The following is a 14,595-nucleotide window of genomic DNA, read 5'->3' on the forward strand; positions in this document are numbered from 1 at the left end:
TTTTAAAACTTTCATTTTCTAGAATCCGGAGCATTATTACACAAATAACCTTTCAGTTACTTTCCCTTAAATTCCATTAACATTGTAAAGTAACAGAAATGAGGTACCTATGAAAATATTGCTCAAACAAGCCATTGTCTATCCTATTACATCCCAAAAATTTCAAGGGGATGTACTCGTTATAGGAGAAAGAATTGCCGAGGTCAAGCCTTCCATTCAACCTACTCAAGATATGACAGTTATAGACGCTCGTGCTCTTCATCTTTTACCTGGATTTATTGATGTCCATACTCATCTTGGTCTCTATGATGAAGGTACTGGTTGGGCTGGCAATGATGCAAATGAAACATCTGAAGTTTCAACACCACATATCCGTTCTTTGGACGGAATCCACCCTTTTGATATTGCATTTCAAGATGCTGTACAAAACGGAATCACAACTGTTCACGTTATGCCAGGAAGTCAAAACATTATCGGTGGTACGACTTGTGTAATAAAAACAGCTGGAACTTGTATTGATCATATGATTATTCAAGAACCTGCCGGCTTAAAGATTGCCTTTGGAGAAAATCCTAAAAAGGTCCATAGTAATGGAACAAAAGAATCCATAACACGTATGGGAATTATGGGATTACTTCGGGAATCATTCTATGAAGCACAGCACTACGGGCATGAAGCTGATTTTCGAATGCTTCCTATCTTAAAAGCATTACGCCGCGAAATACCCGTACGTATCCACGCTCACAGAGCAGATGATATTAGTTCTGCTCTACGCTTTGCAACAGAGTTCAATCTCGATTTACGTATTGAACATTGTACAGAAGGACACTTTATTGTTGAAGAGCTTTCGAAACACAATTTGAAGGTTTCAGTTGGCCCCACTCTTACACGCCGTTCTAAAATCGAACTTAAAAACAAAACATGGGATACTTACCATATATTATCGAAAAATGGAGTGGAAGTTTCTATAACAACAGATCACCCTTATACACCAATTCAATATTTAAATATTTGTGCTGCTGTCGCAGTAAGAGAAGGATTAGACGAAAAAACTGCACTAGAAGGAATCACCATATTTCCAGCACGAAATTTACGTTTAGAGGATAGAATTGGAAGCATTGAGGTTGGAAAAGACGCTGATCTTGTGTTATGGACTCATCATCCTTTCCATTATTTAGCCAAGCCTGTACTAACCATGATTGATGGAAAAATAATTTACAAAAAAAATAAAAAAAACTAGTTTATTTTTTTGACTAGATAAAGTATTATACGATTATAAACTGAATGAAACCATAATCAATTTGTGTCGTGATTATCATTTTCAAATTGATGAATGGGGAAGGCAAATGGTGCGCCACCAGCGTTAGAAACTGGTTCTAGTGGGTTCGATTCCCACCCCGAAATTTTTTAAAGATTGATATAAAAATTTCGAGGGTGGGGTGTTTTTTCGTCATGCTACCCTCGTGTGAGGAGGAGTTAGTATGTTGAAAAAACGCGACTTACACGACAGCCACGTTCTATACGAGTTAATGGTGGACCCAGCTGTCTTCCCTTTTGTGCGTCAAAAGGCTTATTCTTATGAAGAGTATTTATTTTTAACGAAACAAACGATTGAAGCTGAAGAGCGTGGGGAATTAATTTCACGCACAATTTTAGATGAATGGGGTAACCCTATCGGAACAATTACTTTATTTGATGTGCAAGAAAAAGCCGGATTTCTCGGAACATGGCTTGGCAAACCCTATCATGGAAAAGGCTATAATAAATTGGCGAAAGATTCATTTTTTAGTGAACTTTTCTATGAATTAGATATTGAAACAATCTTTATGCGTATTCGTAAAATAAATATTCGTTCTATTAAAGCTGCCGAAAAACTACAATATGTAAATCTAGCAAACGAAACAAGAAAAGCCGTTTATGATGAAATTAACGCAAATGAAGAAGTATATAACTTATATGAAATCCCAAAAGATCAATATACACTTGCTACAATGCGAGATACAACGTTCCAAGATGCTCACCAATTAAAAGAAGCATAATCTAAATTTCCAGAAAAAATAATTAATCATTAACATTTTGCCATATACGTATATCACCCTATGTCTTTGGAAACGATAGATAGTGACTTTAGGACACGAGGTGATTTGTAATGGATAAAAAGAAACGTGACAAAACAAAAAACACATTATCTAGTACACAAGAAGTTCTTTACCAACGAGAATTTCGCAAAGCAGATCGCGCAGCGGGTTATCGCTCGAAAAGTATTTAAAGTGAGAATGAATAATTAGACGTTTTCCCCCCTAATTATTCATTCTCATTACATATTTTTTCTACGTGATAGAATAGACAAAAAGGTTCCTTATAAATAAGGAACCTTTTTTGTGTGGATAAAGTTATCCACACAATTTATAGAATTGTGAATAAATTCAACGAATCCTTCACAAGTTTATATGTTGTAACGCATAGTAAATGTTAGAGTTGTGGATAGTTTTCTAAAAATTGTGGACAATGTGGATATAGTTGTTAATATTTTGACTTTACTGTTTAATGAAAGCGTAATCTTCATGTGGATAAGTTACTACTTTATCTTATAAAACAATAAAGAACCCTCTTTAAACATATAAAAGAGGGTTTCATATTAAGTAAATAATTGTGCAAGAGCAGGTGATTTAATAGGTATATGATTCGGTTCTACATGATTTTCTGCCAAAATTGTATCCACAATATGACCAGCTGGCTCCGGACGATAAATGCTTTTCATCGCTTCTTTCATTTGAAGAAGCTTCATATCATCTTGTAATAACGCCTCTGTCTTTGCAAAAACCTCACTATCATCACGAATGACAACTGCAGCTCCTTTTCTTTCAAAGTACATCGCATTTTCATTTTCTTGTCCTGGAACAGGCTTATATAAAATGACAGGTACTTGCAACGCTGCCGCTTCACTTAACGTAATACCGCCCGGCTTCGTAATCATACAAGAAGTAACACGGAATAATTCATCGATATTTTCAACATAACCAAATACTTTTAATGCATCAGGATTTTTTTCCTGAACCCCTAATAAATCCTGTTTTAACGCTTCATTTTTTCCACAAACGACAACTACTTGTAAATTAGGTACTGACATAAATGATTGGCATAGTTCTTTTACACTTCCTAATACCCCATGAGCACCTGCTACAATTAGTAAAATCTTTTTATTCTTACATAACTGATATTTATTATATATAATGTCTGGATTGATCTTCAGCTCAAAACTACTACGAATCGGAATTCCAGTTTCAACAATTTGCTCCGCGGGCACACCAATATCAATCATAATTTTTTTTACGTGATCAGTTGCTACAAAATAACGATCTACTTCCCGATGAATCCATATTTTGTGCACACAAAAATCCGTTAATACGTTATACACAGGAATTGAAATACCTGTTTGCTTTTTTAACTCTGGTACAGCTATGATCGGAAAAGTATTAATAACAATATCCGGTTTCTCTGCTTGTAAAAGTAATTTCAAACGTTTTCTTCCAAAGTTCGCATACCAAGATGCTATTTTTTTATCATAAATTTTTTCTACGCCATAATAAAACAAGCGGTATAATTCTTTTCCTATTGTATAACTTTTTAAATATAAATATTTTGTAATATCGGTTATAACTGGATGTGATTCTCCGAACAAATCGCATACAATTACATCTTTAATTCCTTTTTGGCGAAATGTTTGCTCTAATGTTTTCGCTACTTGCACATGACCATTACCGTAATGTGCAGTTAATATTAAAACCTTGGGGTTTTTTATCAAACAAATCCACTCCTAGCTTATTGTTTCTCCATATTGCATATACGACAATAGGAAAAACATTTTCCTTAAAAATTACATAAACAGATTCTAATACTTCTCTTTCAGCTATGTACCTGTCGTGGATATGCAAAGCATATAAGATTGACCCCTTAATCCTATCTGTGCTCATATCTTTACATTATACTTTCCTATAAGAGCTTTCGCAATAACTTACAAATGTTCTCTATTCCATGATACTCACTCTTTTACTTCTTAATTCTTTTTACTATTTTGATTTCCCTTTACAATTATGTAAATTTCTCCACTTATTCCTTACAAAAATATGGATATTCTATTTTCAGTATACTCTTTTCTATATACATACTCTAGGTTTTATTGTAAAGAAAGCAAAAAGCCTAATCCAATATTTGGATTAGACTGCTTGTAAAATATGTCTTGCTTGCTCTACATTTTTTTCAGTAGGTGGTTCTACATTCGCGAGTGGATACTTATGCCCAAGTGCCTCCCATTTATATACACCAAGCTTATGATATGGTAGCACTTCAACTTTCTGAACATTAGACAGGCTTTGAATAAAGCTAGATAATTTTTGTAGATCCTCTTCATTATCCGTAACACCAGGAACTAATACGTGTCTTACCCAAATTGGTTTATTTTTATCCGATAAATAACGAGCAAATTGTAAAATATGTTCATTTGGTTTCCCTGTTAATTTACGGTGTTTCTTTGAATCAATATGTTTCAAATCCAATAAAACTAAATCTGTGTAATCCATTAAAATATCTAGCTTATTTTGGAATTCTGGTTCTTCAGAATAACAACCACCCGAAGAATCAATTGTTGTATGAATTCCAACTTCCTTACATTTCTTAAATAATTCAATTAAGAAATCTAGCTGTAATAATGGTTCACCACCACTAACTGTTATACCGCCTCCAGAAGCTTCAATAAAAGGAAGGTAACATGTCACATCCTGCATTACTTCTTCAACTGTTATTTCTTTTCCTTTACCGATCTCCCACGTATCAGCATTATGACAGTATTGACAACGTAATAAACACCCTTGTGTAAATATGACATAACGAATTCCTGGGCCATCAACAGTACCACAAGACTCTACAGAATGAATTCTTCCTTTTATCATGTTACTTCCTCCTTTATTGAAGCAGCCCCCCTCTGCTATTTATAAAAAGCAGAGGGACACTTTTTCACTTACATACTTTCATGCATTGTACGATTAATTACATCGATTTGTTGTTCACGAGTTAATTTAATAAAGTTTACAGCGTAACCAGATACGCGAATTGTTAATTGTGGATATTTCTCAGGATGTTCCATCGCATCCATTAATGTTTCACGATTAAATACGTTAATATTTAAGTGATGGCCTTCTTTTACTGCATAACCATCAAGCATTGATACTAAGTTACGTACTTGTACGTCATCTTCTTTACCAAGTGCTTTTGGAATAATAGAGAATGTATTAGAAATACCATCTTGTGCATCTTCATATGGTAATTTAGCTACAGATAATAATGAAGCTAATGCACCTTTTGTATCACGACCATGCATTGGGTTCGCACCTGGTGCAAATGGTTCTCCAGTACGGCGACCATCTGGAGTGTTACCAGTTTTCTTACCGTATACAACGTTAGATGTGATTGTTAAGATCGACATTGTATGAACAGAATTTCTGTATGTTTTATGTTTACGAAGTTTATTCATAAATGTTTTTACAAGATTTACAGCGATTTCATCTACACGGTCATCATTGTTACCGTATTTAGGGAAATCTCCTTCGATTTCAAAGTCAACTGCAATACCGTTTTCATCACGAATTGGTTTTACTTTTGCGTGTTTAATTGCACTTAAAGAGTCTGCTACTACAGATAGACCCGCGATACCTGTTGCCATTGTACGAAGAACATTTGTATCATGAAGTGCCATTTCAATACGTTCGTAGCTATATTTATCATGCATGTAATGAATAACATTTAATGTGTTTAAATATAGACCTGCTAACCATTCCATTGTCATATCAAACTTACGCATAACTTCTTCATAATCTAATACTTCAGAAGTAATCGGTGCGTACTCAGGACCAACTTGTGCTTTAGATTTTTCATCTTTACCACCGTTAATCGCATATAGTAATGCTTTTGCTAAGTTTGCACGTGCGCCGAAGAACTGCATTTGTTTACCAATTCTCATTGCAGATACACAACAAGCAATTCCGTAGTCATCGCCGTAGTCAGCACGCATAATGTCATCATTTTCATATTGAATTGCTGATGTTTTAATAGACATTTTCGCACAGTAGTTTTTAAAGTTCTGCGGTAATTGTTTAGACCAAAGAACTGTTAAGTTTGGTTCTGGAGCTGGTCCTAAATTATCTAATGTATGCAAGAAACGGAATGAGTTCTTTGTTACTAATGGACGACCATCTAATGCCATACCACCGATAGACTCAGTTACCCAAGTTGGGTCACCAGAGAATAATTCATTATAATCAGGTGTTCTTGCAAATTTCACAAGACGTAATTTCATAATGAAGTGATCCACAATTTCTTGTACTTCTTCTTCTGTTAAAGTACCATTTGCTAAATCTCTTTCAATATAAATATCTAAGAATGTAGAAGTACGTCCAAGACTCATTGCAGCTCCATTTTGCTCTTTAATCGCTGCTAGATATGCGAAGTATAACCATTGGAATGCTTCTTGTGTGTTTGTTGCTGGCTTAGAAATATCAAAGCCATGAGAAGCAGCCATTTGTTTTAACTCTTGAAGTGCACGCATTTGCTCAGATAACTCTTCGCGTAAACGCATTGTATCTTCGCTCATTACACCGCCAGTTAAATTCAAATCAGCTTTTTTTACTTCAATTAAATGATCAATACCATATAATGCTACGCGTCGGTAGTCACCGATAATACGTCCACGTCCGTATGCATCTGGAAGGCCAGTAATTACACCTGATTTACGAGCCGCTTTCATTTCTGGTGTGTATGCATCAAATACACCCTGATTATGCGTTTTTCTCCAGTCTCTGAAAATACGACTAAGTTCTTTATCCATTTCGTATCCATAAGATTCACAAGCTTGTTCCGCCATACGAATACCACCATATGGTTGTAAAGAACGTTTAAATGGTTTTTCAGTTTGGAAACCGACTACTTTTTCAATATCTTTATTTAAATATCCTGGTTCATGTGATGTAATAGAAGAAACAATTTTTGTATCCATATCAAGAACGCCACCGTTTTCACGTTCTTTCGTTGTTAAATCCATTACTTGATCCCAAAGTTGTTTCGTTGCTTCAGTTGCTCCCGCTAAGAAAGATTCGTCTCCTTCGAAAACGTTTACATTATTTAAAATGAAATCGCGAACATCAATCTCTGCTTTCCATTTTTCACCTTTAAAGTTTTCCCATGCGTTTTTAACATTTTCTAATACTTGAGTCATCCTAATCTCCTCCATTTTTGATTAGTACAGGACTAAGATTTTTTATATAACAGCTTACACACTTAGAATACTACTTTTTTGCTAAAGTGAACGAAATAGTTGTGACATGTTTGTGAAATGTTGAGCAAACTACTATATGTATAGTGTTAACTTCACTTAAAAGTCTTTATAATTAACCCTTTCCTTAATTGTATTTTTTTGGTATCCTTATATACGAATCCTATTTTGTAATATAAGAACAATACCCATTGTAGAGCTGTAATACTCTTATCTCCTAATCTGTTATAGTTTTTATAACAGAACAAAAAAAGTGTACATATGTTGTACACTTTTTTTGTTACTACTCTAAAACATCTCTTTTTCTATTCCCATCATAGAATCCACCACGGCTACCTTCTAATACAATTAATTGCTCTAATCCTTCTATATGATCACCTATAATTCGCAAGACAGCTGGAGGATGACCTATTTTTGCAAAATGTTCACTGGGACGAATGCGGTTCATCTTATCGACCTCTACACGACTTACACACGCAATTTCGAATCCTGAAAGAATAGCTTTCACTTGCGCTACGCAAGGTGACAATAAAGACCTATACCCAATTGATTTCAAACACTTCTGGCTAAACGCATTAGGTACAGCGATAAGAGATCCTACTCCTAAATCTTTTCTATCACAAGCTAAATTTAATGCATATTTAAATGCAGTTACAAGATGAAGCGGTACTCTTAAATCTAAATAATGATTTAGATCATTTAATGCGACATCCATTCCATCTGCAATAGCTTTTGCAAATGGATATAGCTCACTAGCTGGAATAACAAAATCACCGTCTATAAATAATACAATTTCTCCTTTGGCAAAATAAGTTCCAAGTGAACGCCCCACATCGTTGCCAAGTGCTTCTTTATATACAATTGTTGTTGCTCCCTTGTCTTTTGCAATCGTTGCTGTTTTATCAGACGAACCATTTACAACAACGATAATTTCAAAAGGTTCAATTTTGCGAAGCTCTTCTATAACATTTCCAATTGTTTTCTCTTCATCTTGTACAGGAATAATGACCGATAATTGTTTTCCTTTATACAACTTAGATGTAACGCCCCATCCTTGATAAAAATCTTCGAAACTTAAAGTATGATAGACACACTCTCTTTTCCTATTTCCATCATAATACCCTCCGCGCTCATCACTGCCTACTATTCGCTCCGCTACAGCTTCTATATGATCACCTATCATCCGTTTTTCAGATTGAGAAAGACCTGTGCCATACGCAGCATGCTCGGCCGGCCGAAATTTATTCGGTGTAATAACGTCAATTGCACAATGACGACTAATTCTCCATTTGCTTTGTACTAGGCGTAAATGAGCGACAATAGGATTAACGAAACATTCACATCCAATGCTTTGAACAACTTCTTTCGTCAACGCATGCGGTACAGATAATAAAGAATCAATTTTTAACTCTTCACACTCTAACATTGCATTTAATATTTGGCGCCATACTGTTACAGAGTGTGGTTTTTGTTTCTTCAAAAATAATGCGTCCAAATTATTTAAAACGATGTCGGCCTGATCATGTAAAATTGGATTCAGGAATAATTGTAATTTTGAAGTTTGAATAGCAAAATCCCCATCTATAAATAGTAATACATCACCTATCGCATGTTTTGCACCAACCGCACGGCCAACATCATTTCCAAGCTGCTCTGTATACAGCAGTACTTTACATCCTAAATGCTCAGCAACTGTTTCTGTACCATCAGTACAACCATTTGCTACTACAATAATCTCTAATGGATTTAATTCTTTTACCGATTGAACAACGTCTGAAATCGTATCAATTTCATTACATGCAGGAATAATAACTGATAACGACTTAGCCATTACTTTCTTCACGAAACCAATTAATTGTTTCTTTTAATCCGTTCTCCCACGTTACTTTCGCCTGAAATTGAACAAGTTCTTTTAATTTCGTTACATCTGGTCTTCTATTTGGAATTTCTTCAAAGCCATGTGGGTATACCTCTTCAAAAGGAACTTGGACAATCTTTGAAGAAGATTTCGTTAGCTTTTTAATTACTTCTGCTACTTCTTTTATACTCTTTTCATTCTCAGAACCTATATTAATAATTTCACCATTTACCTTCTCATCCATTGCTCGAATCGTTGCCTCTACCGCATCACTTACATATGTGAAGCAACGTGTCTGCTTTCCATCTCCATATACGAGAATGTCTTCTCCTTGCAAAGCTGCACGGATAAATCGTGGGATTACCCCTGCATACGGACCATCTTTCGCTCTTGGACCATAAATATTAAAATAACGAACAATCGTGACAGGTAAACCTTCTAATGCGTAGCCTAAACATAATGTTTCTTCTAATGTTTTACAAATTGCATAACTCCAACGTATTTTTGAAGTTGCCCCGTATAATCGATCCCCCTCTTCAGAGAAGGGTGGCTTTGCCTTACCATATACTTCTGAAGTAGAAGCAAAGACTACTTTCTTCTTTTCTTTTAGCGCTGCTTGTAAAATATTTCTCGTTCCATCAAAATTTGTTTCAATAAGCTCTATACTCTTTTCCATTGTCGTTTTCACACCTAAAATTGCTGCTAAATGAAACACTACATCATGTTGGTTTACTAATTCATAAATAGAATTTTTATCTAAAACACTTATTGGAATAACTCGAATTTCTTTCATTAACTCATCATGATATTTATTTTTCCCTTTATAGAAGTTATCAACAATCGTAACTCCATAGCCTCTTTTCACCAGCTCTTCAGCTAAATGTGAACCAATAAATCCTGCTCCACCTGTAATTAAACATTTCTTACTCATACACTCACCTTCTTTATAATTCCACGTGTATCTATTACTCGCTTCATTCCTTTAAAAAGCTTCCAATCGATATTAGAGTGATCAGTTAAAATTAAAATACAACCCGCTTGTTTAACGACTTGTTCATCCAAAGAAACAGATTGGTACACCTTATCTTCAAACTTTGCAGAAGAAATATACGGATCGTGATATTCTATCTCATATCCTTCTTTTATTAACAATTCGATAATTGGCAACGCTGGTGATTCTCTCAAATCATTTACATCTTTCTTATATGCAATTCCTACAATTAAAACTGATGCAGGTGATTGCACCATACCTTTTACTTTCCGGACTATTTTCTCTGGCATTTCTTCATTAATCACATGTGCAGCCTCAATTAATTGACTAATTTCCCCATTTCTTTTTATTCTCCATTGGAAATATAAAGGATCTACTGGAATACAATGTCCTCCTATTCCTGGTCCTGGCCAATATGGGGTAAATCCAAACGGTTTTGTAGATGCGGCTTCAAGCGCCTCATAAAAATCAATTCCTAAACTTTCACATAGTGTGTTTAACTCATTTACTAAGGAAATATTGACTAGGCGCTGAATATTTTCAAATAACTTACACATTTCCGCTACTTTCGGAGAACTAACTGGAACAACTACATCAAATGTAGTGCTATACAACTCCTGAACTTTTTGTTTACACTTTTCTGTTTGTCCACTAATAACTTTTGGAATCGTTTGAACAGAATAGTGACTGTTAGCCGGATCAATTCTCTCAGGGGAATATCCGATATAGAAATCTTCTCCTACCTTTTTACCTGTTTGAGAAATAATAGGAATGATAACTTCCTCGAGTGTACCTGGATATGTGGAGCTTTCAAAAATGAAGGTTTGTCCTTTTTGAAGGTTTTGTTGTATATAATGTGAGGCTGAAATGAGGGCACTTAAGTCTGGTTCTCTTTGTTCATTAATCGGAGTCGGGACAGTAACAATAACATAATCACTATTTTGAAAATCAGCAATGCCTTGATCCGGTGTGTTCACTATTAATTTTTTTTTTACCAATAAACTTTGTAACTCTTTAGAAGAAACATCCGGGATATAGCTTTCTCCTTTTATAATTGATTCTATTTTTCTAATATCTTTATCTAACCCAAGTACTGTATGCCCTCTCTCTGCAAAATGGACTGCTAAAGGAAGGCCAACATACCCTAAGCCAATAATAGCTACTTTACTACTATTCATTTGTATTCTCTTCTTCCCTTCTCAATTGTTGAATGATATCTCTATCTCTATCTCCATCCGTAAAGCCACCGCGTTCGTCTGTACATTGTAATAAATACGCAATCGCCTCAATTTGATCACCGAAAATACGATCAAATGCTGAAATACGCCCATTTACAAATTCGTGTTGCTCTGGACGTACTCGATTTGTTTTTATAACATCTACTAACTCTACTGCTGTAATAGAGAATCCTTCTAAAATAGCTTTCACCTGAGCTAATGGAGGAATCACAAGAGAATCATAACCAATTTTCTCTATTACTTTTTTATGCATAGCGTGTGGTACTGCTGTTAATGAGTTATTCCATAAATCTGGTCGCTTCGCTATCAAATTCACAAAATATTTTCCCATGCTAATTGGATCTGCTGGATGAAACATATCTAATAAACACTGTAAATCATTTAATGCCACATCACTTCCATCTTCAATAGCACGCAAAAATAGAATTAAATTTGTTGCTGGAATAACAAAATCACTATCAACAAATAAGCAAATATCTGCCGTAGCATACATGGCCCCTATCGCCCGTGCGACATTATGCCCAAGCACTTCCTCCAACTCAACAACAATAACATTCTCTAGCTTTACTTGTTTAATGGTCTTTACGGCAGCTCCATTCACAACAACTATAATTTCATCTACACCTGCTTTTTTCACTTCTTGTATAACAGACCTTATAGTTGTTTTCTCTTCTGATACTGGGATAATGGCACTATATTTCGCTTTTTTCTTTTGTAATAAAACTGGTTTATACTTTCCTACAAACTCCCTATCTTTATTGCCCTCTGAAAAACCACCGCGATTACCGTATGTTTCGATTACATATTGTAAAGCTCGCAAATGATCACCCATAATACGACTAGTCGCTTTCGGATAAGGAGAGCCAGGTGATGTGCCCGTATGGACAGGACGAACTTTATTTGTGTAAATGACATCAACTGAAGCCATATCAGAAATATCTACTCCTCTAGACATCGCCATCGCTTGAAATAGTGCTGGATCCGCTAAATTCCACCACCCTAGTTCTTCAATCACTTCACGACTTATCGCATGTGGTATCGCAATTAAAGATCCTACAACAAATTCTTTTTTGTTCAAATAACGGTTTAACATATATTTTCCAACCGTCGTATAATGCGGTCTCATCTTCAAATAAACGGACCATGTTAAATTATTTAAAACAATCTCATGTCCTTGCTGTATTCCTTTAATAAAATTGTATAATTCTTCACTTTTCATGACGATATCGCCATCTAAAAATAAAACAATTTCACCTTTTGCTTCTCTAGCACCAATTGCCCGTCCCACATCATTACCAAGAGAATATCTATAATAAATCACACGGCAATTATGCTGTAACGCTATTTCTTTCGTACCATCTGTCGATCCATTATCTACTATGATAATTTCATATGGTTCCAACTTCCTTACTTCTACTAAAACTTTTGATAAAGTACTTGCTTCATTATGCACTGGAATAACAACTGACACTCTCATACTTGTATCACGCTTACCCTTCCAAGCGAACATAAGCAATAATCGGAATACGTACAACTACATCTTCTGGTGGTCCATAAGAAGGAGAAGTACGAACAATTACTGCCCCATCCGTCACAGATAAAAGAACGCCTGCAATGATTTCTACAGCTGTCACAACTTGCACTAGTTCACCAACATGGTTACGTAATTCATCAGTAAATAACATATATAACTCTCCTTTCTTACGCTTCTTTAATTGATATAATACTTGTAAATGGTAATAAAACTTCTGTTCCTATTCCTTCTTGCAGTGTTAAGAAATCATCACCAACTGCTACAATCACACCCGTTAACTGTCCAACTGTCACAGTAATCTCTACGTTTTTACCCAAATACTGCTCTGCAATTTCTTTAAAAGGTGATGTATTACATTCTTTTAAAATGTTACAAATAATAGATTGAAATCTACTTGATTCAATAACTTCTTCCGTAGCTTGCTTAGAGTTTCTTTGAATAAATCTCGCGAAGTTTTGTGAAAATAAAAGTCTCTCCACAGCAGGCAATAACTTATTATCTAAAAAATAATCTAATTGTCTATTAAACAATCTCGATAGCTTTTTCCAATACTTACCGAACAAACACATACACTTCTCCTCCTATTATTTTTAAAGTATAAAAACACATCCATACATCTTAATGTATACAGAGCAGGCTTTTTTTGTGATAGGTAAGGCATACATTTTTCAAAGAAACCATCTTTTCTAGTCACACAAAAAAGATAGATGGTATCCCATCTATCTTTATGTATATTTTAATTTTTAATTGTAACAATGGCAGCTGCACTATAATAAACCGCTCGTGGTAATTCTGCCTGTTCACTTATAGAAGCTGTAACAAGTGAACCACCACTTGCCGAGAAATACTTAACAGCTTCTAAAGGAATACCATCTTCTTTTACATCAATATGCGTTCCATCTCGCCAATCTATTTTCTGCATTGTTGCTGAAAAATCGCCAGCCACTTTACCAATTTCTTCACCATCCATCCCTAAAAAGGTCCATTCCCACTTTGTTAAACTTAGTACTTGTTTCAACTCTCCAATTTTCTTTCCATCTATATTAGAAAAAGTATAGAAGTTTCGTACTCCCATCTCCTTTTGAACACGCAACAATCTTTCTCCCGATTGATTATATAAATAAAATTGTTGCTTATGTAGTCCCTTTAAAAGAAAAGAAAGTACAACTTGCCATACACGTTGAATAACAAAATCATACTCTTCTTTTAAAAACCCTACTGCACTGCCATCTAATCCAAAGTACGTTATTACTTGAAATACCCCTACCTCTTTGCGAACAACAAATTTTTTTTGCTCAAATAATTCAGAAGTCTCTATATTATAATTTTCCTGTTTAAGCATTTTCGACCTTCGTTTTTCCATAAAACTATATATTAATAATCCAAATGCTAGTAGTACAACACTTATTAATTTGAGATTTTCTTTCTCAGAAGTGAATAGCATCCCTTTTTTATATTCCATCACTAATACAATTGCGACGATAATCCATACAATGACAGATACAAAAAATATGCGTTTTGCATTACGTGCGTGATGCTTATGTATACTCATATCCCTCCCCCTTTTCCATTTATCCCGCTATTCGCCGGGCAGTAAGACCCCCACTTCAAAATTCGGCGAAAGCAAAGAAGTTAGGTGGGGGATCGACT

Annotated in this window: 13 protein-coding genes; 3 read left to right on the forward strand and 10 right to left on the reverse strand. The window is 35.0% G+C overall.

What is annotated here, in order from left to right; translation table 11 throughout:
* Nucleotides 1–109 precede the first annotated feature (109 nt).
* The 3 genes from ACUN0F_RS31130 (at nt 110) to ACUN0F_RS31140 (ending at nt 2,269) form a co-directional block, all read left to right on the forward strand.
* A complete protein-coding gene (locus ACUN0F_RS31130; RefSeq protein WP_000698306.1) occupies nt 110–1,240 on the forward strand; it encodes an amidohydrolase in 1,131 nt (376 codons plus the stop codon).
* 241 nt (nt 1,241–1,481) lie between these two features.
* Nucleotides 1,482–2,039 (forward strand): GNAT family N-acetyltransferase, encoded by a 558-nt coding sequence (locus ACUN0F_RS31135; protein WP_000914737.1) that lies wholly within the window; start codon nt 1,482–1,484, stop codon nt 2,037–2,039.
* Between the two features lie 110 nt (nt 2,040–2,149).
* Nucleotides 2,150–2,269: a YfhE family protein gene (locus ACUN0F_RS31140; RefSeq protein ID WP_000358487.1), complete on the forward strand. Its 120-nt coding sequence runs from the start codon at nt 2,150–2,152 to the stop codon at nt 2,267–2,269.
* A 369-nt stretch (nt 2,270–2,638) separates the two neighbouring features.
* Here ACUN0F_RS31140 and ACUN0F_RS31145 read toward each other — a convergent pair whose 3' ends face one another.
* From ACUN0F_RS31145 to ACUN0F_RS31190, 10 genes are all read right to left on the reverse strand, one after another.
* On the reverse strand, nt 2,639–3,805 hold the full coding sequence (locus ACUN0F_RS31145) for a diglucosyl diacylglycerol synthase (protein WP_264462709.1): 1,167 nt from the start codon (nt 3,803–3,805) through the stop codon (nt 2,639–2,641).
* Between the two features lie 412 nt (nt 3,806–4,217).
* Nucleotides 4,218–4,949 carry a pyruvate formate-lyase-activating protein gene (gene pflA, locus ACUN0F_RS31150; RefSeq protein ID WP_000589742.1) on the reverse strand — a complete coding sequence of 244 codons (732 nt, stop codon included), beginning with the start codon at nt 4,947–4,949 and terminating at the stop codon, nt 4,218–4,220.
* Between the two features lie 68 nt (nt 4,950–5,017).
* Nucleotides 5,018–7,267 carry a formate C-acetyltransferase gene (gene pflB, locus ACUN0F_RS31155; protein WP_087979337.1) on the reverse strand — a complete coding sequence of 750 codons (2,250 nt, stop codon included), beginning with the start codon at nt 7,265–7,267 and terminating at the stop codon, nt 5,018–5,020.
* Nucleotides 7,268–7,607: 340 nt separating this feature from the next.
* Nucleotides 7,608–9,155, reverse strand: a complete 1,548-nt coding sequence (locus tag ACUN0F_RS31160; RefSeq protein WP_445540734.1) for a glycosyltransferase family 2 protein — start codon at nt 9,153–9,155, stop codon at nt 7,608–7,610.
* The gene (locus ACUN0F_RS31165; RefSeq protein WP_098954008.1) at nt 9,148–10,113 is read right to left on the reverse strand and encodes an NAD-dependent epimerase/dehydratase family protein; all 966 of its coding nucleotides are present in this window, start codon (nt 10,111–10,113) and stop codon (nt 9,148–9,150) included. Before ACUN0F_RS31165 ends, ACUN0F_RS31160 begins: the two co-directional genes overlap by 8 nt.
* Nucleotides 10,110–11,351, reverse strand: a complete 1,242-nt coding sequence (locus ACUN0F_RS31170; RefSeq protein ID WP_445540735.1) for a nucleotide sugar dehydrogenase — start codon at nt 11,349–11,351, stop codon at nt 10,110–10,112. Before ACUN0F_RS31170 ends, ACUN0F_RS31165 begins: the two co-directional genes overlap by 4 nt.
* The gene (locus ACUN0F_RS31175; protein ID WP_149213699.1) at nt 11,344–12,888 is read right to left on the reverse strand and encodes a glycosyltransferase family 2 protein; all 1,545 of its coding nucleotides are present in this window, start codon (nt 12,886–12,888) and stop codon (nt 11,344–11,346) included. The genes ACUN0F_RS31170 and ACUN0F_RS31175 overlap by 8 nt, the downstream gene beginning before the upstream one ends.
* A gap of 13 nt (nt 12,889–12,901) precedes the next feature.
* Nucleotides 12,902–13,096 (reverse strand): hypothetical protein, encoded by a 195-nt coding sequence (locus ACUN0F_RS31180; RefSeq protein WP_000899469.1) that lies wholly within the window; start codon nt 13,094–13,096, stop codon nt 12,902–12,904.
* A gap of 16 nt (nt 13,097–13,112) precedes the next feature.
* A complete protein-coding gene (locus ACUN0F_RS31185; RefSeq protein WP_046953685.1) occupies nt 13,113–13,514 on the reverse strand; it encodes a hypothetical protein in 402 nt (133 codons plus the stop codon).
* Nucleotides 13,515–13,681: 167 nt separating this feature from the next.
* A complete protein-coding gene (locus ACUN0F_RS31190; protein WP_445540736.1) occupies nt 13,682–14,497 on the reverse strand; it encodes a sugar ABC transporter ATP-binding protein in 816 nt (271 codons plus the stop codon).
* Nucleotides 14,498–14,595: the final 98 nt, after the last annotated feature.

Source organism: Bacillus sp. 1A (genome assembly GCF_052682215.1).

What these genes read in the sequence shown, in the direction of transcription:
- ACUN0F_RS31175 (WP_149213699.1), bottom strand. Translation starts at nt 12,888, where the DNA reads ATGAGAGTGTCAGTTGTTATTCCAGTGCATAATGAAGCAAGTACTTTA.
- ACUN0F_RS31185 (WP_046953685.1), bottom strand. Translation starts at nt 13,514, where the DNA reads ATGTGTTTGTTCGGTAAGTATTGGAAAAAGCTATCGAGATTGTTTAAT.
- pflA (WP_000589742.1), bottom strand. Translation starts at nt 4,949, where the DNA reads ATGATAAAAGGAAGAATTCATTCTGTAGAGTCTTGTGGTACTGTTGAT.
- ACUN0F_RS31130 (WP_000698306.1), top strand. Translation starts at nt 110, where the DNA reads ATGAAAATATTGCTCAAACAAGCCATTGTCTATCCTATTACATCCCAA.
- ACUN0F_RS31135 (WP_000914737.1), top strand. Translation starts at nt 1,482, where the DNA reads ATGTTGAAAAAACGCGACTTACACGACAGCCACGTTCTATACGAGTTA.
- ACUN0F_RS31165 (WP_098954008.1), bottom strand. Translation starts at nt 10,113, where the DNA reads ATGAGTAAGAAATGTTTAATTACAGGTGGAGCAGGATTTATTGGTTCA.
- ACUN0F_RS31180 (WP_000899469.1), bottom strand. Translation starts at nt 13,096, where the DNA reads ATGTTATTTACTGATGAATTACGTAACCATGTTGGTGAACTAGTGCAA.
- ACUN0F_RS31170 (WP_445540735.1), bottom strand. Translation starts at nt 11,351, where the DNA reads ATGAATAGTAGTAAAGTAGCTATTATTGGCTTAGGGTATGTTGGCCTT.
- ACUN0F_RS31190 (WP_445540736.1), bottom strand. Translation starts at nt 14,497, where the DNA reads ATGAGTATACATAAGCATCACGCACGTAATGCAAAACGCATATTTTTT.
- ACUN0F_RS31160 (WP_445540734.1), bottom strand. Translation starts at nt 9,155, where the DNA reads ATGGCTAAGTCGTTATCAGTTATTATTCCTGCATGTAATGAAATTGAT.
- pflB (WP_087979337.1), bottom strand. Translation starts at nt 7,267, where the DNA reads ATGACTCAAGTATTAGAAAATGTTAAAAACGCATGGGAAAACTTTAAA.
- ACUN0F_RS31140 (WP_000358487.1), top strand. Translation starts at nt 2,150, where the DNA reads ATGGATAAAAAGAAACGTGACAAAACAAAAAACACATTATCTAGTACA.